The organism is Methylobacterium sp. J-001 (genome assembly GCF_022829565.1).
Taxonomy (GTDB): Bacteria; Pseudomonadota; Alphaproteobacteria; order Rhizobiales; family Beijerinckiaceae; genus Methylobacterium.
The window spans coordinates 74,790-94,467 of record NZ_JAKSYN010000080.1 but is presented as its reverse complement, the minus strand read 5'-3'; the positions used below and the strand labels follow the sequence as shown (position 1 = coordinate 94,467).

Here is a 19,678-nt window from a genome sequence, read left to right as displayed (position 1 = left end):
CCAACTAGCTAATCAGACGCGGGCCGATCCTCCGGCAGCAAGCCTTTCCCCAAAAGGGCGTATCCGGTATTAGCTCAAGTTTCCCTGAGTTATTCCGAACCAGAGGGCACGTTCCCACGCGTTACTCACCCGTCCGCCGCTTACCCCCGAAAGGGCCCGCTCGACTTGCATGTGTTAAGCCTGCCGCCAGCGTTCGCTCTGAGCCAGGATCAAACTCTCACGTTGAAGAGATTGATCTGGCCGATCACGTACTTCTCAGACGGAGCCTCACAATCGATCCCGCAGCGCTTCACAGCGCGACGAAATCGGTGAGCTCAAAAAGAGATCCGACGATCGGCACTAGTCTCTCACTTGTCGAAGCCAAAGCTCCGACCGCAAGGACAAACGCCGTCCGCGTCTCCCTTCCTCAAATCCAACAATGTCAAAGACCCAGGCGAACCGGTGACCCGACCGCCATCGACAGAACGACGATCCGGGCCAGAAACCCGATCACCCGCTTGTCCGACTGGGAGAACCGTGATACCGGCTAGACCATCCGGTCGGCCGCCTCAGCGGTGGAGGGCGTCTAGAGCCCGCCGATCCCCTTGTCAACCCCGCCGCCGAACCCGCCGAAACGAACCCGACCCCGAAGCCAGCATCGGACAAAAACAGACTATCGCCCGGCAAACCCGCCGGTCAATCGCCGATCCTGTCAGAAGATGCCTCAGCGCCCGGTCCACTTCCGCGGCCGGCGCCGATGAACAGGGGTATACGCACACCAACCCGGGTCGTCAACACCGGTCGGAACATTTTCGCAGGGCGGTCCGGATCGACCCCCCTCCCCTCTCGGTTCGTCGCCGTGAATTCCCTCGCGGGCACGCGCTGCGTAGAGAGGTGTGGCGCCTCAATCTCGACAAGCTGGCCCCCGAGATGAACGGACCGCGTGCGGACGGCGCGGGCGTGCCCGTCCGTCGACCCTCATGACCAGCGAGAGCCCCGTGCGCCGTCGTCTTTCCGGGACCTTCGAGTGAAGCGCGAGCGACTCAAGATCGGCGACGTGGCCGCCCTCGCCCCCGGCGTCGGCCGCGGAGTCCAGGCGCCCCTCGACCTTCTCGGTGCGGACGCGACCCAGATCGATCGCCGCGCCGTCAATCTCCGTTGGCTTTGCGCCAGCACTCTCACAGGTCTGACCGGCGCGGGCCTGATCGCTGCGGCGCTCCACGTCTCCCTGCAGGGCGATGTCTCCTTCGCAGCGATCCCCGAGAAGGCGACGATCATGCCCCGGCCGCAACCGAGCGAGAGTGGCGCCAACCTCGCCCGCAAGGGTGACCGGCTGGTGCGCAACCTCATGATCGCCTCGGCCAAGCAGAGTTTCCGCGCGCCGGTCACGGTCCGTTTGGGAGACCGCGAGATCATCAAGGCCAAGGCCTTCGTGCGGATCACCACGCCCCTGTCTATGACGACGGGGGTGTATGCCGGCGAGCTGCCTCGGTTCGACCCGATGAAGTTCGTCTCCGACGAGCCGTTGGAGCGTGCCCCCGATGCGGCTGCCGACGCGCCCGGGGCGGAGGTCACGGTGGTCAAGCGCGACCTGGCGGACGCGACCATAGACGCCAACGCCCCGGCGCTCACCGACGACGACGTGACCGCGCAGGTGGAGGAGGAGCGCCGGATCGCCGCCGAGGCCGGGCGCCGGGCGGCCATCCCCATCGCCCCGCAGATCCTCCTGTCCCGCACCCTCCAGCAGGGTGCCGCCGGCGGCGATGCGGAGAGTTCGACCGCCAAGGACGCCAACCCGTTCAGGGCGATCGAGGTGCTGGTCGTGCCTGAAAACGTCACCAAGGTCGCCAAGGTCGAGCTGAAGCCGAACGAGGCGCCCCTCGTGGAGGAGCGCGACATCGCGCTGAAGCGTGGCGAGACCCTGGAGGGCATCCTTAAGGCCACCGGCCTGGCGGGTGACGAGCAGATCCGTGGGATCGTTGCGGCGCTCGGCGGCAAATCCCGCACGGCCGCGCTGCCGGAAGGCCAGCAGATGCGGGTGCAGATCGCCCCCGGGCCCCATCCCGGCGATCCGCGCCAAGTTACCCGCGTCGTCTTGTACGGCGAGAACGGCATTGAGGGCATCGCGGCGCTCAACGACCGGAGTGCCTTCGTCTCGGTGGCACCGCCGACCGAGGAGACCCCCTCCTCCAAGCCGCAGCCGCAGGCGGATTCCGGGGAGGATGACGAGGAGGATTCCGGCTCCGGCCCCCGCCTCTACCAGAGCCTCTACGAGACGGCCGCGCGCCACGACCTCCCGCGGGCCACCGTCGAGGACATCGTCCGGGTCTTCAGCTACGACCTGGACTTCCAGCGCCGGATCGCGAACGGCGACGGGCTCGACGTGTTCTACACCTATGATGACGAAGCCGGGGCCGACCGGCCGGACCTGCTCTATGCCGCCCTGACGCTGGGGGGCGAGACGCGCAAGGTCTACCGCTTCCAGTCGCCGGATGACGGCACGATCGACTATCTCGACGAACAGGGGCGGTCCCTGAAGAAGTTCCTGCTGCGCAAGCCGATTCCGGACGGGATCATGCGCTCCGGCTTCGGCTATCGGATGCACCCGGTGCTCGGCTACGCCAAGCTGCATACCGGCGTCGATTGGGCGAACCCGATCGGCACCCCGATCGCGGCGGCCGGCAACGGCGTGGTGATCCGCGCCGAGATGACCTCGGGCTACGGCAACCGCGTCGAGATCCAGCATATCAACGGCTACGTGACCACCTACAACCACATGTCGCGGTTCGGCCGCGGGGTGAAAGAAGGCGTCCGGGTCCGGCAGGGCCAGATCATCGGCTATCTCGGCTCGACGGGCCTCTCGACCGGTCCGCACCTGCACTACGAGGTGATCATCAACGGCCACTTCGTCGACCCGATGAAGATCCGCGTGCCGCGCGGCCGCGAGCTCGACGGACGGATGCTCACCGAGTTCAAGCGCCAGCGCGAGCAGATCGACGCGACCATGCTGAAATCAAAGAGCGCCACGGCGTTGGCGCAGCGCGACGCCGCCGTGCGCTGAGCGCAGCCGTCGGTTCAGGCGAAGCCAAGGCGGGCGCGGAGTTCTTCGGGCGTGACGCCCGCCTGCCTGAGATCGGCGAGGCTCTGCGAGCCCCTGGACTTGGCGAGCTTCTCGCCGTCGGGATCCAGGATCAGCGCGTGGTGATGGTAGCGCGGCGTCGGAAGAGCAAGCAGACATTGCAGCAGCACGTGGAGGTCGGCGGCCGCTTCGAGGTCGCGGCCCCGGACCACGTGGGTAATCCCCTCCGCCGCGTCGTCGTGGACGACGGACAGATGGTAACTCGTCGGCACGTCGCGGCGGGCGATGACGGCATCACCCCAGCGGGACGGGTCGGCCGCGATCCAGCGCGTGTCGGCCGCGTCGAAGGTTTCGTAGCCCAACGCATCGCCCGCGCAGCGCAGGGCCGCTGCCATGTCCAGGCGCCAGGTATGCGGCTCGCCGCGGGCCAGGCGTTCGGCCCGGATCGGCGGATCGAGCCCGCGACAGGTGCCGGGATAGAGCGGCGCGCCATCCGGATCGTGCGGGGTATCGGCCATGGCACCCGCGCGCGCCCGGATCTGCCCGCGGGAGCAGAAGCACGGATAGGCGAGTCCGCGGTCGATCAGACGCTGGAGCGTCGCCCGGTAGGATTCCATGTGGCGGGACTGGCGTCGCACCGGCTCCGGATAGGTCAGGCCGAGCCAGGCGAGGTCGGCAACGATCGCATCGATCAGGTCCGGCTTCGAGCGGAGCGGATCGATATCCTCGATGCGCAGGCGGCAGAGGCCGCCCATCCGCCGCGCCAGTCGGGCGTTGAGCAGGGCCGAATAGGCGTGGCCGAGATGGAGCCGTCCGTTCGGGCTCGGCGCGAAACGGAGGATCGGCGCGTCCGGTTTCAACCGTCGCGGTGGCGCAGGCAGCGCGGCTCGGCCGTCTGGCAGGCGATGCCGGGCAGCGAGCAGGCAGGACCGTCGGCCAGGCGTTGGCAGACGCGGCAGCCGTCGGTCCATTCGAGGCAGGCCGGGTCGTCGGCCACCGAGCGTGCCGGGGCGGGGTGCCGGGCGGGCAGGAGCTCACCGAGAAGCACCGTTGCGACCACGAGGATCGCGATGCCCCAGGCAGCGAGGGCGCCGCTCGACGAGCGCGGTGCGGGCGGCTGGGAGGAGTCTGTCGACATAGGCTTTCTGTTGGCGCGGGGAGCGGCTGGCTGTCAACGCGGGCGTGGCGGGCTCAGGCGGCCTGCGCGGTGCGGCGTTCCAGGAGGGCCGGCAGCAGCTTCAGGTTGAGGGGCTTGGCCAAGAAGCCGTCGAAACCGGCCGCGCGGGCGGCAATCTCGTCCTCCCTCCCGGCATTGGCGGTGAGCGCCACGAGGTGAAGCCGAGCCCCCTCCCCTGCCGTTTCCGCGGCGCGGATCCGGCGGGCGGTCTCGTGGCCGTCGAGCCGGGGCATGCGCACGTCGATCAGCGCGAGGTCGAACGGCCCGTCCGATGCCAGGCGCTCCAGCGCCTCGACGCCGTCGACCGCGTGGACCACCGCGGCGCCGAGGCGCTCGAGGGCGCGGGTGGCCAGCAGGGCGTTGATCGGGTTGTCCTCGGCCAGGAGGACGCGCTGGCCGGTCCCGGTCCGCGCCGGGGCGGGAACCGGGGCGGGGGCGGCTTCGACCGTGATCGGCGGGGCGAGCAGACGCTCGAACAGCGAGCGCGCCCGGACCGGTTTGATCAGGTAGCCGTCGAACCCGGCCGCGCCCGGCGCCCCGAAGCCGCGGCGGTCGAAGGGCGAGAGCAGGACCAGGCTGCAACGCACCCCGCAGGCATGCGCGGCGTCGGCGATCTGGCGGACTGCGGCGTCGCCCAACGCCCGGTCGGCCAGCACCGCATCGAAGGCCGCGCCCGACAGGGCGTCGAGGCCGTCCTCCAGGGTTCCCACGATGACGGTGGCTGCTCCCGCCCGGGACAGGCTGCGGGCGAGGTAGGGGGCCTGGTAAGGCGAATCGGCCACGATCAGGCAGCGTTGGCCTTCAAGCCCCGGCAGCGGAGCAGGGCTGGGGTGTGCGCCCGCGGCTTCCGGCAGGGGCAGGACGACCCGGAAGGTCGAGCCGCGGCCGACGCGCGAATCCGCGTCGATCCCGCCACCCATGCGGGTTACCAGCCTGCGGGTGATGGCGAGGCCGAGGCCGGTGCCCTCATGGCTGCGGCTGGCGCTGCCGTCGCCCTGCTCGAACTCCTCGAACAGGATCGGCAGGCGGTCCGCCGGGATGCCCGGGCCGGTATCGGATACGGAAAGCACCGCCTCCCCTCCCCCACCCGTCATGCGGGCAAAGCTGAGGCTGACGCCGACGCCGCCGCGCTCGGTGAACTTGATGGCGTTGCCGGCGAGATTGATCAGGATCTGCCGCACCCGGTCGGCGTCGCCGATGAGCCCGCGGGGGAAGTCCTCGGTGACGTCGAGGGCGATCTCGATGCCCTTGTCCTGCGCCCGGGGGGCGAGGAGCTCGACGACGCTCTCGGCGAGCGCCGGCAGATCGAAGGGCTCGGCGGCGAGGTCCAGGCGCCCGGCCTCGATCCGGGAGAAATCAAGAACGCCGTCGATCAGCCCGAGCAGGGCCTGGCCGCTGGTGCGCACGGCCTCGACATAGGTCCGCTGCTCCAGATCGAGATGCGTGCCGAGCACCAACTCGGCCATGCCCAAAATGCCGTTGAGCGGCGTGCGCATCTCGTGGCTGACGGTCGCGAGGAAGCGCGACTTCGCCACGCTGGCAGCCTCGGCACGTTCGAGCGCCGCATCGCGGCTGCGCAAGGCCTCGACCCGGGCGGTCACGTCGCGGCCGGCCCGCAGCCAGTGCATCGCGTCGCCGTGGGCCACCGGCATCTCCACGAAGGCGAACCAGCGCACCTGGCCGTCCACCGAGCGGATCTGCGCCTCCATGCGGCGGACCCCGTCCTCGCCGACCTCGACCGCGCTCCGCTCCAGGATCTCGAGATCGATCTGCGCGCCGAGCAGATCGATGGCCGGGCGGCCGAGCAGCTGTGCATAAGCGTCGTTGGCGTAGGTGATCCGCCCGCGGGCATCGCGCTGGACGATCACCTCCGTGGTGGCCGCCACCAGGGCGCGGTAGCGGTCCTCGCTCTCGCTGATCCGCCAGATGCGGTCGTGCAGCCGCTCGGCCTCCGCCTCGTCCGGATCGGAGCGCCGGGCCCGCCAATGGCCGAGCGCGAGGGCTGCCGCGATCAGCAGCGCCAGCACGAGCGCGATATCCTTGACGACCATGGCTGCCTCCCCGGCTGCAGGCCGGCTCCGGGCAGGATCGCAGGGGAAGCTGAAGGCGGCGTTGGGAAAAGCGCTTAACCGCTGGTTGCGCCGATCGGAGCTGCGGAATGCTAAACGTCGTCGCAGCCCGATCCGAAGTCCGGCTCGCGAGTTGCCTGCCAGGACAAACGGTCCGGACGGAGATAGAACATATGCCGGGTGAGCATTACGACGTGATCATCGTCGGATCCGGCCCCGGCGGCGGGACGATGGCATGGCGTCTGGCCCAGACGGGCAAGCGCATCCTCCTGATCGAGCGCGGCGACTACCTGCTGCGCGAGCCGCGCAACTGGGACAGCCAGGCGGTGATCGTCGACGGCATCTACCAGACGAAAGAGACTTGGTATTCCTCGACTGGCAACAGCTTCCAGCCGGGCCTGCATTACTACGTGGGCGGCAATTCGAAATTCTACGGCTCGATCCTGTTCCGCCTGCGCGAGAAGGACTTTTCGAACATTCGGCACGAGGACGGCATCGCCCCGGCCTGGCCCGTGGGCTACGACGAGTTCGAGCCGCACTACCAGGCCGCCGAGGAGCTGTTCCACGTCCACGGCCAGCGCGGCGAGGATCCGACCGAGCCCTGGTCACGCAAGCCCTACGCGCATCCGCCGGTCTCGCACGAGCCGCGGATCCAGCAATTGTTCGACGACTTGAAGGGCAGCGGCCACCACCCGTTCCACCTGCCGGTGGGCGTGCGTCTGGTGGAGAAGGACGGGCGGGCCGTCTCCACCTCCCCCTGCATCAAGTGCGAATCCTTCGACGGCTTCCCCTGCCCGACCAACGGCAAGTCCGATGCCCAGACCATGGTGGTCGATCCGGCCCTGCGCGACTGCCCGAACCTGACGCTCTCGACCCGCACCTATGTCGAACGCCTGGTCACCGACCCGACCGGCCGCAGCGTCACCGGTGTGGTCGGCACGCGCGACGACGCGCCGTTCGAGGCCTCGGCCGATCTCGTCGTGGTGGCCTGCGGGGCGCTGTCCTCGGCGCTGCTGCTGCTGCGCTCGGCCAGCGACCAGCACCCGGACGGCCTCGCCAACGGCTCCGGCCAGGTCGGGCGCAACTACATGCGCCACAACAACTCGACGGTTCTGGCGATCTCCAAGATGCCGAACCCGACCCGCTTCCAGAAGACCCTCGGCCTCAACGACTTCTACTTCGGCGACCCCGACCCGAAGGACGATTGGAATTTTCCGCTCGGCCACATCCAGATGGTCGGCAAGTCCGACGGGGCCCAGATCCACGGCGAGGGGCTGCCAGGCTTCCTGCAATGGTTCCCCAACAAGCCGTTCGACTGGATCGCCAAGCATTCCGTCGATTTCTGGCTGACCTCGGAGGATATCCCACTCGCCCAGAACCGGGTCTATTATAAGGACGGCAAGGTCCATCTCGATCTCACCGAGACCAACGTCGAGGCGCACAAGCGCCTGCGCCGCAAGCTGCAGGAGATCTGCAGCTTCACGGACATGCATCCGCACCTGTTCGACCGGTCGCTCTATCTCGGCAAGAACGTCCCGATCGGCGGCACCGCTCACCAGGCCGGGACCCTGCGGTTCGGTGACGATCCCAAGACCTCCGTCCTCGACCGGCACTGCAAGGCGCATGAGCTCGACAATCTCTACGTGACCGATGCGAGCTTCTTCCCGTCGATCGGCGCCGTGAACCCGACCCTGACGATCATCGCCAATGCCCTGCGGGTGGCCGAGCATCTGATCGACCGGATGGGCGCCACGGACGAGATCGCCCCGCCGCGCCTGTTCGACCACACCGAGCCGAGGGAGCCCGTTCCGGCGTAAGTGTGTCGCTCTGCTATACAGGGGGATCGCCCTCGAACCGATCGTCCCGCCCTTGGCCATCGATCACATCGATCTCAGCCGGATCGACTTGAACCTGCTGGTTGCCCTGGATGCGCTGCTCGACGAGCGCAGCGTCACCCGGGCGGCCGCCCGGATCGGCGTCGGCCAGTCGGCGATGAGTTCAAGCCTCGCTCGGCTGCGTCGCCTCTTCGACGACGAGTTGCTTACCCGGGCCCCCGACGGCATGCGGCCGACGCCCCGGGCCCTGAAGCTCGCCGAGCCGTTGCGGGCGACGCTGCGGCAGGTGCAGGCTTTGGTTCATCGGGAGGAGCGGTTCGATCCGGCCACCGTTGAGCGCAGCTTCACGATCAGCCTTCCCGACAGCGTCGAGGTTTTGCTCGGGCCCCGGTTGATCGCGGAGCTGCGCCGGGAGGCCCCGGGGATCCGTTTGCTGCTGCGCTCCATCGAGCGGACCCGCATCCTCGACGAACTCGATGCCGACCAAGTCGATCTCGCCATCGGGTTCTTTTCGGAGGGGCAGATCCACCACAAGCAGCGGCTGCTCTACCGGGACAGCTACGTGGTGTTGTTCAACGCTGACCTGATCGGGCTCCAGCCGCCGATCGGCCTCGACGACTACCTGCGCTTCCCGCACGTGCTGACCTCCCTGCGGGAGACCGCTCATGGTGTGGTGGACGACGCCCTGGCGCTGATCGGGCGCTCACGCGTTCTCGCGGTGACGACGCCGCGCTTCCTCGTGGTGCCGTTCCTCGTCCGCGCCGCACCGGTGATCGCCACCATGCATGCCCGGCTCGCGACCTCTTTTGCCAGCGCGTTGTCGCTCGCGGTCAGCCCGGTGCCGGTGGCGCTGGACGAGGTGGCGGTCTCGATGCTGTGGCACGCCTCCTATGACCGCGACCCCGCCCACCGCTGGCTGCGCGACCTGCTGGTGCGGCTCGCCAACGAGGCGCCGGCCTTCGGGATGCTGTGACGGTTGCTTCGATAAACGCGTTTCACCAACCAAAACCGTCATTGCGATTGGAGCGAAGCAACCGAGGGAAACGCTACATTCGGCGATCGCGCGCTGCCCTGGGTTGCTTCGCTGCGCTCGCAATGACGGAGAAGGCGGTGTGACCTTCCCCGAACCTCACAAGCAGGGATCGGCCGCGGCCTCGAGCCGGCCGTTGGCGATGGCGGCGCGAAACAGGCTGAAATCCTCGGCGTTGCGGGCCGCATAGGCGGTGGCCCAGTCGGCCAGGGCTTCGCGCAGGTCCGGCCGCTTGCCGCTGCCACAATAGCCGGCGATCGCTGCGGCATCGCCGGTCCGGGCATGGGCCCGGGCCAGGAGTGCGCCGTAGGCGTACGAGAAGGTCAGGAGCGGCGGCCCTGACATCTCGGCCAGCGGGATCGCGCCTTTCAGATTCTTCATCTGGCGCACGTAGTATGGCCTGTCGTCGATCGTGGTCCAGCCGAGCAGCGGATCGCCCACGGCCTGGAGCAGGCGCTGCCCGTAGATGACGCGCTCGCCCTCGTGGCCGGCATAGGGCTCGGGCATGCCGGGCAGATACGGCGCGTGCGCCGGGCGGACCGCCTCCTTGACCTGGAGGAACAGCGCGTCCCGGTCGGAATTGCCGCAGAGAAGCGCCACGTAAGCCCGGGTCCCGACGCTGCCGACCCCGACGACCCGGTGGGCGACATCGATGACTTGGTATCGGTCGAGCATGAACCGCCGCTCGCGCGGCAGGGTCTCGGCGTAGCGCTCCAGCCCGGTGACGATGCTCTGCCGGGTGGCGTCATCCACCGGGGTAAGGATCGGGGCATCGGTGCGAAACCGCCAGCCGCCGTCGATGCGCCGCTCGGCGACCTGGGCCAGGAGGCTGCGGTTGTTCTTGCGCCGGGCCTTGTCCACGGCCCGGCGGACCACCGAGCGCGCCTCCGAATCCATGCGGATCCCGCCGAGATGCTCCGCATCCGCGCGGGTGGTCTGGTACCAGACTTCGAGCGATCCCTGCGGCGCCAGCCGCCGCATCGTACGCTGGTAGCCGGATACCGCCGTCATCACGGCGGCGCGGGTGGAATCCGGAGGCGTACCGGCGTCGCCTGTGGCGACTGCGATGCCGGCGCAGAGTCGCTTCAGGTCCCATTCCCACGGGCCGACCGTGACCTCGTCGAAATCGTTGAGATCGAGGACGATATCCCGCTGCGGCGTGCCGAACAGGCCGAAATTGTCGATGTGGGCGTCGCCGTTCATCACCACATCGATGCTGCTGCGGGGGCCGCGCGACAGGTCCCAGGCCATGACATGCGCGGCGCCGCGCAGGAATGCGAACGGGCTCGTCGCCATCCGGGCGACCCGCAGCGGGATGAGATGCGCCTGCCGGCCCTCGTGGGCTGCCTCGATCAGGCTGATCGGATCGGGACGATCCGACTCGGTGCGCAGGACCACGTGCTCCGCGTGCGGGACCTTCGCCCGCAGGGCCTTGCCGGCCTGTCGGCGCTTGTCCCAGGGCTCGACGCCCGCCCGCAGATCGATCTTCGGAAAATCGGCCAGGGGGACCAGCACCACGTCCTCGGCGGGCGCCCCGGAGGCCGGATGTGCCGCCGCGTGCCGGGTCTCGTCGCTGCGCACCTGGTCCATGATTTCCCGCCGAACCGAACGCACGAAGACCTTGACCGTACTCGGTCGTTCCGAGCCGGCTTCATCCCCGTACACGATAGGATTGGCCCGACTCTGTGACCATTCAGCTCGTGACGGCCCTTGACCACCTTACAGGCCAGTCCTCTAACCGATCCCTTATGCGGAGGGCGTCTGTCCCGACCCGATCCGTGCGGATCAAACCGACATGGTGGCCGGTGTATCAGGGGCGGACCGAACGGCGCCGTCAGGCGTCGCATCAGGTGGGACATCACATGCCCAAGGGCTCAGATCTTCTCGTTGCGGCCCTCGAGAACGAGGGCGTCGACCGCATCTTCGGCATCCCCGGCGAGGAGAATCTCGACGTCGTCGAATCGCTGCGCACGTCCAAGATCGAGCTGGTGCTGACCCGCCACGAGCAGGCGGCGAGCTTCATGGCCGCCACCCATGGCCGGCTGACCGGCCGGCCGGGCGTGTGCCTCTCGACGCTGGGCCCGGGCGCGCTGAACTTCTCCACCGGCGCCGCCTATGCCCATCTCGGCGCGATGCCGATGATCATCATCACCGGACAGAAGGGCATCCTGTCCTCGCGGCAGGCGAAGTTCCAGATCGTCGACGTGATCAGCTCGATGAAGCCGATCACCAAGATGGCCCGGCAGATCGTCTCCGCCTCGTCGATCCCCACCATCGTGCGCGACGCCTTCCGGGTCGCCACCGAGGAGCGGCCCGGTCCGGTGCTCCTGGAGCTGCCCGAGGACATCGCGGCTGAACAGGCCGAGGCTTACGTGGTACCGCCGCACCCGATCGACATCCCGGTCGCCCACCCGACCGCGATCGACCGGGCCGCAGCCATGATCCTCAAGGCCCAGCGTCCGCTGGTGATGCTCGGCGCTGCCGCCAGCCGGCCCCGGGCCACGGGCGATCTCGGCGGCTTCGTCCGGCGCACGCAGATCCCGTTCTTCACCACCCAGATGGGCAAGGGCACGGTCGCCAGCGGCACCAGCCTGTACATGGGCACCGCCGCGCTCTCCGAGCGCGACTACGTCCACGAGGCGATCGACAAGGCCGACCTGATCATCGCGATCGGCCACGACACGATCGAGAAGCCGCCCTTCTTCATGGGCCAGGCCGATCAGAAGGTCCTGCACATCGGCTACATGCCGGCCAATGTCGAGCAGGTCTATTACCCCGATGCCGAGGTGGTCGGCGACCTCGGGCCGACCCTGAAGCTGCTCGCCGACAAGCTGGAGGGCAAGCTGCCCAACGCCGGGGCCCTGCTGCCCCTGCGCGAGCGCATCCTCAGCCATATCGCCGATCGGGCCGGCGAGGACCGCTTCCCGGTGACGCCGCAGCGGCTGGTGCGCGACGTGCGCCGGGTGATCCCGGAGGACGGGATCGTGTGCCTCGACAACGGCATGTACAAGATCTGGTTCGCCCGGAACTACCGCACCTACGTCGCCAACACGCTGCTCCTCGACAACGCGCTCGCCACCATGGGCGCCGGCCTGCCCTCCGCCATGATGGCGGCGATGCTCTATCCCAACCGCCGGGTGATGGCGGTGTGCGGCGACGGCGGCTTCATGATGAACAGCCAGGAGCTGGAGACCGCGGTGCGGCTCAAGCTCAACCTGGTGGTGCTGATCCTCGACGACTCGGCCTACGGCATGATCCGCTGGAAGCAGGCGGTCGACAAGTTTGCCGACTACGGGATGACCTTCGGCAATCCCGATTTCGTGCTCTACGCCCAATCCTACGGCGCCAAGGGCCACCGGGTCGAAGCCGTCAACGACCTCGTCCCGACCCTGGACCGTGCTTTCGCCGAAGGGGGCGTGCACCTCGTCGCGGTGCCGATCGACTATTCGGAGAACACGCGCGTGCTGGTCGAGGAATTGCGCGAAAAGGTGAAGCATTTCGAGCCGGCGGAGTGAGCTTTCCGAAGGGTTCACGAAGGCACGAGGACAGGGCAGCGCGATGAATCCGTTCACTTTCCAGACCACCCCGAACGTCCTGTTCGAGGCCGGCGCGTCGAAGAAGCTGCCGGAAATCGTCGGCACCTTCGGGGCCAGGCGCGTCCTGCTGGTCACCGACAAGGGCGTCCGCAAGGCCGGCCTCACCGAGGCCGCCGAGGCGGCGCTGGCGGCGGCCGGCATCACCCTCGACGTCTACGAGGACGTGGTCGCCGACCCGCCCTCCACGGTGATCGAGGCGGCGGCCAAGCGGGCCCGGGAGCTGGGGACGGATCTCGTCCTTTCGATCGGCGGCGGCTCGGCCCTCGATACCGCTAAGCTCGTGGCCTACCTCGCGAAATCCGACGCGCCGCTGGATTCGATCTACGGCGTCGGCCTCGCCAAGGGCGACCGGCTGCCGCTGATCCTGGTGCCAACCACGGCAGGCACCGGCTCCGAGGTGACGCCCATCTCCATCGTCACGACGCCGACCACCGAGAAGAAGGGCGTGGTCGCGCCCAAGCTCCTGCCCGATTGGGCGGTGCTCGATCCCGAGCTGACGCTCGGTCTGCCGGCCGCCGTCACCGCGGCCACCGGCATCGACGCCATGGTCCACGCCATCGAGGCGTTCACCAGCAAGAACAAGAAGAACCCGATCTCGGACCAGCTCGCGAAGCAGGCCCTGGCGCTGCTCTCGGCCAACATCCGCACCGCCTGCTCGGACGGCAAGAACCTCGAGGCGCGCTCCGGCATGCTGCTCGGCTCGATGCTCGCCGGCATGGCCTTCGCCAACGCCCCGGTGGCGGCGGTGCACGCGTTGGCCTATCCCGTCGGCGCGATCTTTCACGTGCCGCACGGGCTCTCCAACGCCCTCGTGCTGATGGGGGTGATGCGCTTCAACCTGTCCCACGCCGAGGCACTCTACGCCGAGCTGGCGCCGATCCTGGACCCGGCCGCCGCCGACCTGCCGCCGGCCGAGGCCGCCGCCCGCTTCGTCGAATGCCTCGACGCGATCTGCCGCGACTGCAAGGTCCCGGCCTCGCTCGCGGAGGTCGGCGTCGCGCAGAAGGATCTGGAGCGGATGGCCACCGATGCGATGAAGCAGACGCGGCTCCTCGTGAACAACCCGCGCGAGGTCACCTACGACGACGCCTACGCGATCTACAGCGAGGCGCTCGGCGAGGCGCACCCGGCGGCCTGAGACGCTGCCTGAGAACCGGCCCGCCAAGGAGGCCGGATACCGCTGAGGAGGGGCGCCCAGATGGACCAGTTTGACGCGTTCAAGGCGATGGGCGAGTTCTGGACCCGCGCCGGCGCGGGATTCTTTGCACCCGGGGCGGCGCCGGGCTTCTCGTGGCCAACGCCGCCGCAGACCGATCTCGCCGGCCTCGCCACAGCACAGAGTCACCTCGCCCAGGCCTGGGCCTCGGCGACCGCCCTGTCGCAGACCCTGACCGCGTCGCTGCAGGGCGGCGCCGGCGCGGCGGACCCGACCGCCGGGGCGGTGCTGGCCAGGATCTTCGATCCGCAGGCCTGGCTCGGCGGCTCTGCGGAGTTCGACGCGGCGCTCACCCGGATGTCGGAAGGCCCGCAATTGGCCGACCTGTGGCAGACCGAGCGGCGCTACGGCGCGCTGTTCACCGCCTGGGCGGCTTTGCGGCGGGCGCAGGCCGAGCACCAGGCGGTGATGCTGGAGGCCTGGACCCGGGCGGCCGGCACTTTTGCGAAAGAGGCCAATGCCCGCGCCGAGCGTGGCGATGGGTTCAGCTCCGCCCGGGAGATGATGACCCGCTGGACCGAGACCGCCAACGCCGTCCTGCTGGAGGTCCAGCGCTCCGAGGCGTTCCTGGCCTCGCAGCGTGTGGTGCTGAAGGCCTCCACCGACCTGCGGCTCGCCCAGCAGGACCTCTCGACCTTCCTGTCGGATTTCTACGGGCAGCCGACCCGGGCCGAGCTCGACGACGTGCACAAGAGCCTGACCGAACTGCGCCGGGAGGTCCGGGCCCTGCGCCGCGAGCGCCGGGAGGCCGCCCGGGTCTCGAAGACGAGCGGCCGCGTCGCGCACGAAGCGGAGACGGCCCATGGCTGATCAAGAAGCCCCGAAGGCCCCCGTCCCCCCGCTGCCCCTCAACCCTGCCGAGATGCTGGCCGAGGTCGCCGATCTCGGCCGCCGGATCAGCGCGGGCGCCAAGCTGTTCTCGGACGTGCGCGACGCCGACGTGCAGATCGCCACCACGCCCAAGGACTTGGTCTGGAGCCAGGACAAGGTCTCGCTCTACCGCTACCGGCCGCTGGCCGAGAGCAAGGGCCTGCCGCCGGTGCTGATCGTCTACGGGCTGATCGGCCGCTACACCATGGCGGACCTGCAGGAGGACCGCTCGCTGGTTCGCAACCTGCTCAATCTCGGCCTCGACCTCTACGTGGTCGATTGGGGCAATCCCGGCCGGGCCGACCGCTACGTCACCATCGACGACTACGTCGACGATTACCTCGCCGAATGCGTCGCCTTCATCGGCGCGGCCGCGGGCCGCGAAACAATCAACCTGCTTGGGATCTGCGAGGGCGGCGTCTTCACCACCTGCTACGCCGCGCTCTACCCGGAGCGGGTCAACGCGATGGTGCTGACCATCACGCCGATCGATTTCCACGCCGATACGCGCGAGACCCGGGCCGGCCACGGCTTCATTAACGTCTGGACCCGGTCCCTGTCGCCCGAGGATGTCGACCGCCTGATCGACGCGCAGGGCTCGCTGCCTGGGGCGTTCATGGGCTCGGTGTTCTCGATGATGACGCCGATGCGCACCATGACGAAGTACAACCTCGACCTGCTCGATGCCCTGGACGACAAGAAGAAGTTTCTGAATTTCCTGCGCATGGAGAAATGGATCGCCGACCGCCCGGATCATCCGGGCGAGGCGGCCAAGCAGTGGCTCAAGGACCTCTACCAGGACAACAAGCTGGTCCAGAGCACCTTCGTGCTCGGCGGCCGCACCGTCGACCTGAAGCGCATCGCCTGCCCGGTGCTCAACGTCTTCGCCCAGGACGATCACATCATCCCGCCGGCCACCTCCCAGGCGCTCAAGGACAAGATCGGCACCGACGATTACACCGAGCTCGGCCTGCCCGGCGGCCATGTCGGCGTCTTCGTCGGCGGCAAGGCGCAGAAGTTGCTGGGCTCCGGCATCGCCGATTGGCTGGGTGCGCGTGGGTAGGATTCGCTCTTGTCGGTCCGTGACAAGCTCGGAGCCGCTCCCCTCCCCCCTCTGCGGGGGAGGGTGGCCCCCGAAGGGGGTCGGGAGAAGGGAACCCGGTTTCCGGATCAGGCTCCGCCTTCATGACGGCCGGAGTCCTGTTCTGCACCGTCGCTCCCCTCTCCCGACCCCTGCTGACGCAGGAGCCACCCTCCCCCGCAGAGGGGGGAGGGAGACACGAGCACCCCAGGCTCCGAGGATAACCGCATGGGCAGCCTGAAGAACAAGATCGTCAGCGCCGACGAGGCGCTCGCCATCCTGCAGGACGGCGACATGGTCGCGGTCTCGGGGTTCGTCGGCATCGGCACGCCGGACGAGCTGATCCTGGCGCTCGCCCGGCGGTTCGAGGCCGGCCACGGTCCCCACGGGCTCGGGCTGATGTTCGCGGCGGCCCCCGGCGACGGCAAAGAGCGCGGCCTCAACCGGCTGGCGATTCCGGGGCTGGTGCGTCGCGTCGTCGGCGGCCATTGGGCGCTCGTGCCCAAGCTCGCCAAGATGGCGATCGACGGGCAGATCGAGGCCTACAACCTGCCGCTGGGGGTAGTGTCGCATCTCTACCGGGAGATCGCCGCCCATACGCCGGGCCACATCACCAAGGTGGGCCTGCGCACCTTCGTGGATCCGCGGCTCGAAGGCGGCAAGCTCAATGCCGTCACCCAGGAGGATCTCGTCAGCGTGGTCGAGCTCGGCGGCGAGTCGTGGCTGCACTACAAGGCGTTCCCGGTGAACATCGCGCTGATCCGCGGCACCACGGCGGATCCGGCCGGCAACATCACCATGGAGCGCGAGGCGCTCACCCTCGACAACCTCGCCGCCGCCATGGCCGCCAAGAATTCGGGCGGCTTCGTCATCGCCCAGGTCGAGCGTCTGGCCGAGGCCGGCTCGCTGGCCCCCCGCGAGGTGCAGGTGCCCGGGGTGCTGGTCGATTGCGTGGTGCTGAGCCAGCCGGAGAACCACCGCCAGACTTACGGCACCACCTACAACCACGCCTTCACGGGCCGTCAGCGCGTGCCCCTCGACCGGATCCCGCCGATCCCGCTCGACGCCCGCAAGGTCATCGCCCGGCGTTGCGCCTTCGAGCTGCCCCCGGGCGGCGTGGTCAATCTCGGCATCGGCATGCCCGAGGGCGTCGCCGCTGTCGCCGCCGAGGAGCGGGTGCTGAAATACCTGACCCTCACCGCCGAGCCCGGGGTGATCGGCGGCCTGCCGCAGGGCGGGCTCGATTTCGGCGCCGCCCTCAACCCGGCGGCGGTGCTACACCAGAACCAGCAATTCGATTTTTACGACGGCGGCGGCCTCGACCTCGCCTGCCTCGGACTCGCGCAATGCGACGCGGAGGGCAACGTCAACGTCAGCCGCTTCGGCAAACGCCTCGCCGGCGCCGGCGGATTCATCAACATCTCGCAGAACGCCAAGAGCCTGGTCTTCGCCGGCACCTTCACGGCCGACGGGCTGGAGGTGGTGGTCGAAGGCGACGGCATCCGCATCGTGACCGAGGGGCGCTCTCGGAAGTTCATCGCCGCGGTTGAGCAGGTGACCTTCTCGGGCGCCTACGCGGCCGAGCGCGGCCAGCCGGTGCTCTACGTGACCGAGCGCTGCGTGTTCCGCCGGACCAGGGCCGGCATGGAGCTCGCCGAGGTCGCCCCCGGGATCGACATCGAGCGCGACATCCTCGGGCAGATGGGGTTTGCGCCGATCGTGCAGGACCCGAAGCCCATGGATCCGCGGCTGTTCCGCGATGCCGTGATGGGGCTGGAGCCCTGGCTCCTCGGGCTCTCGCTGTCGGAGCGAATCAGCTACGACCGGGAGCGGAACATCCTGTTCTCGAACCTCGAAGGGTTTCAGGTCCGAACCATCGATGACGTCGAGCTGGTGCGCCGGGAATACGAGCGCGCCTGCCAGGAGATCGGCCGCAAGGTCCACTTGATCGCCAATTACGACGGGTTCGAGATCGACCCGACGGTGAGCGATGCCTATTTCTCGGCGATCGCCTACTTGGAGAATCGGTACTACGAGACTGCATCGCGCTACACGACCAGCGCGTTCTTGCGATTGAAACTTGGTGCCTCGTTGGCGAGCCGCGATCTGGCTCCGCATGTCTTCGAGACAAAAGCCGAGGCGCAGGCGAGGAATACGGCCCAGAGCGTGCCCCTCAAGTCGCGGACTGCCCTGTCTCAGCCGGACAGTCCGCAGCCGCCGAAGGAACCGTTGAATGCCTGAGTCCGATACGCTCATCCTGAAGGATCGCAGCCTGCTGGTCGAAGCCTGCCTGATCGGCGGGGACTGGTCGAAGGCCGGGTCCGGCACCATCGACGTCACCAACCCGGCCACTGGCGCACTGATCGCCCGGGTGCCGAATGCCGGCGCCGAGGAGACGGCCCAAGCGATCAAGGCCGCCCACGACGCCTATCCGGCTTGGCGCGCCAAGACCGCCAACGAGCGCGCTGTGCTGTTGCGCAAGCTCGCCGCCCTGGTCACCGGGAACCAGGAGGACCTGGCCCAGATCCTCACCGCCGAGCAGGGCAAGTCCCTAACCGAGTCCCGCGGTGAGGTCGCGATGTCGGCGGCCTACGTGCTGTGGTTCGCCGAGGAAGCGCGGCGGGTCTACGGCGACGTGATCCCCTCCCCATGGGGCGACCGCAAGATCCTGGTGACCAAGGAGCCCGTGGGCGTCGTCGCGGCGATCACCCCCTGGAACTTCCCGTCCTCGATGATCGCCCGCAAGATTGCCCCGGCGCTCGCGGCCGGCTGCCCGATCGTAATCAAGCCGGCCTCGCAGACCCCGCTGTCCGGCCTCGCCTGGGGCGTGCTGTGCGAGAAGGCCGGCTTCCCGGCCGGGACGGTCAGCATCCTCACCGGCTCGGCCCGGGCCATCGGCGGTGAGATGACCGGCAACCCGCACGTCAAAAAAATAACGTTCACCGGCTCCACCGAGGTCGGCAAGGTGCTGCTCGAGCAGGCCTCGCACTCGGTGAAGAAAGTCTCGATGGAATTGGGCGGCAACGCGCCATTCATCGTGTTCGACGACGCCGATCTCGACCGGGCGGTGGCCGGCGCGATGCTCGCCAAGTACCGCAATTCCGGCCAGACCTGCATCTGCACCAACCGCTTCCTGGTGCAGGACGGGATCTACGACGCCTTCGCCGACAAGATGGCCGAAGCGGCCAACCGCCTGAAGGTCGGCAACGGCATCGAGGAGGGCGTCGCCCAAGGGCCGCTGATCGACATGGCCGCGGTGGAGAAGACCGAAGCCCATATCCGCGACGCCGTCGAGAAGGGCGGCCGGGTGATCGCCGGCGGCCATCGCCACGCGCTCGGCGGCCAGTTCTTCGAGCCGACCGTGATCACCGGCGCGACCCCCGACATGGCGGTAGCCCGGGAGGAGACCTTCGGGCCGCTGGCGCCGCTGTTCCGGTTCCGCGACGAAGCCGAGGCCATCCGAATGGCCAACGACACCGAGTTCGGGCTGGCCTGCTACTTCTACACCCGCGATCTCGGCCGCACCTTCCGGGTCGCCGAGGCGCTGGAATACGGCATGGTCGGCATCAACGAGGGCATCATCACCACCGAGGTCGCGCCCTTCGGCGGGGTGAAGGAATCGGGCCTTGGCCGCGAGGGCTCCTACCAGGGCATCGAGGACTACCTGAACACCAAGTACCTCTGCGTCGGCGGCCTGGGCGCCTGAGCCGGACGGCCGATCCCGGACCCCCGGGATCGGCCTGGCT

The 19,678-nt window shown here is 68.7% G+C and carries 13 protein-coding genes and 1 rRNA gene; 9 read left to right on the top strand and 5 right to left on the bottom strand.

Features of this window, described 5'->3' with window-relative positions:
* Positions 1-225 (bottom strand): 16S ribosomal RNA (locus MKK65_RS08975); the annotation flags it as partial.
* A 781-nt stretch (positions 226-1,006) separates the two neighbouring features.
* On the opposite strand from MKK65_RS08975, the gene MKK65_RS08970 reads away from it, so the two are divergent.
* Complete coding sequence (locus MKK65_RS08970) at positions 1,007-3,040, top strand: M23 family metallopeptidase (RefSeq protein ID WP_243957116.1); 2,034 nt, start codon at positions 1,007-1,009, stop codon at positions 3,038-3,040.
* Positions 3,041-3,054: 14 nt separating this feature from the next.
* Here the strand turns inward: MKK65_RS08970 and gluQRS are convergent, their stop codons facing one another.
* Genes gluQRS through MKK65_RS08955 form a run of 3 tightly spaced genes read right to left on the bottom strand, consistent with a single transcriptional unit; the run spans position 3,055 to position 6,286 of the window.
* Complete coding sequence (gluQRS, locus tag MKK65_RS08965; protein ID WP_243957114.1) at positions 3,055-3,918, bottom strand: tRNA glutamyl-Q(34) synthetase GluQRS; 864 nt, start codon at positions 3,916-3,918, stop codon at positions 3,055-3,057.
* Positions 3,915-4,196, bottom strand: a complete 282-nt coding sequence (locus MKK65_RS08960) for a hypothetical protein (RefSeq protein ID WP_243957111.1) — start codon at positions 4,194-4,196, stop codon at positions 3,915-3,917. The genes gluQRS and MKK65_RS08960 overlap by 4 nt, the downstream gene beginning before the upstream one ends.
* A gap of 53 nt (positions 4,197-4,249) precedes the next feature.
* Positions 4,250-6,286, bottom strand: coding sequence for a PAS domain-containing hybrid sensor histidine kinase/response regulator (locus MKK65_RS08955; protein ID WP_243957109.1), 2,037 nt, complete (start codon positions 6,284-6,286; stop codon positions 4,250-4,252).
* Between the two features lie 191 nt (positions 6,287-6,477).
* On the opposite strand from MKK65_RS08955, the gene MKK65_RS08950 reads away from it, so the two are divergent.
* The gene (locus tag MKK65_RS08950; protein WP_243957107.1) at positions 6,478-8,121 is read left to right on the top strand and encodes a GMC oxidoreductase; all 1,644 of its coding nucleotides are present in this window, start codon (positions 6,478-6,480) and stop codon (positions 8,119-8,121) included.
* Positions 8,122-8,173: 52 nt separating this feature from the next.
* Entirely contained in the window at positions 8,174-9,112 is a 939-nt protein-coding gene (locus MKK65_RS08945) for a LysR family transcriptional regulator (protein WP_243957105.1), read from the top strand.
* Positions 9,113-9,268: 156 nt separating this feature from the next.
* Here the strand turns inward: MKK65_RS08945 and MKK65_RS08940 are convergent, their stop codons facing one another.
* Positions 9,269-10,759, bottom strand: coding sequence for a DUF2252 domain-containing protein (locus MKK65_RS08940; RefSeq protein WP_243957103.1), 1,491 nt, complete (start codon positions 10,757-10,759; stop codon positions 9,269-9,271).
* Positions 10,760-11,031: 272 nt separating this feature from the next.
* Between MKK65_RS08940 and MKK65_RS08935 the strand changes: the two genes are divergently transcribed.
* The 6 genes from MKK65_RS08935 to MKK65_RS08910 all read left to right on the top strand — a co-directional run bounded on the left by MKK65_RS08935 (position 11,032) and on the right by MKK65_RS08910 (position 19,638).
* A complete protein-coding gene (locus MKK65_RS08935; RefSeq protein ID WP_243957101.1) occupies positions 11,032-12,684 on the top strand; it encodes an acetolactate synthase large subunit in 1,653 nt (550 codons plus the stop codon).
* A 43-nt stretch (positions 12,685-12,727) separates the two neighbouring features.
* Positions 12,728-13,903, top strand: a complete 1,176-nt coding sequence (locus MKK65_RS08930; protein ID WP_243957099.1) for an iron-containing alcohol dehydrogenase — start codon at positions 12,728-12,730, stop codon at positions 13,901-13,903.
* A gap of 60 nt (positions 13,904-13,963) precedes the next feature.
* Positions 13,964-14,791, top strand: a complete 828-nt coding sequence (locus MKK65_RS08925) for a poly(R)-hydroxyalkanoic acid synthase subunit PhaE (RefSeq protein WP_243957097.1) — start codon at positions 13,964-13,966, stop codon at positions 14,789-14,791.
* Entirely contained in the window at positions 14,784-15,914 is a 1,131-nt protein-coding gene (gene phaC / locus MKK65_RS08920; protein ID WP_243957094.1) for a class III poly(R)-hydroxyalkanoic acid synthase subunit PhaC, read from the top strand. Before MKK65_RS08925 ends, phaC begins: the two co-directional genes overlap by 8 nt.
* Positions 15,915-16,160: 246 nt before the next feature.
* Positions 16,161-18,173, top strand: a complete 2,013-nt coding sequence (locus MKK65_RS08915; protein WP_243957092.1) for an acyl CoA:acetate/3-ketoacid CoA transferase — start codon at positions 16,161-16,163, stop codon at positions 18,171-18,173.
* Complete coding sequence (locus MKK65_RS08910; RefSeq protein WP_243957091.1) at positions 18,166-19,638, top strand: NAD-dependent succinate-semialdehyde dehydrogenase; 1,473 nt, start codon at positions 18,166-18,168, stop codon at positions 19,636-19,638. Before MKK65_RS08915 ends, MKK65_RS08910 begins: the two co-directional genes overlap by 8 nt.
* Positions 19,639-19,678: the final 40 nt, after the last annotated feature.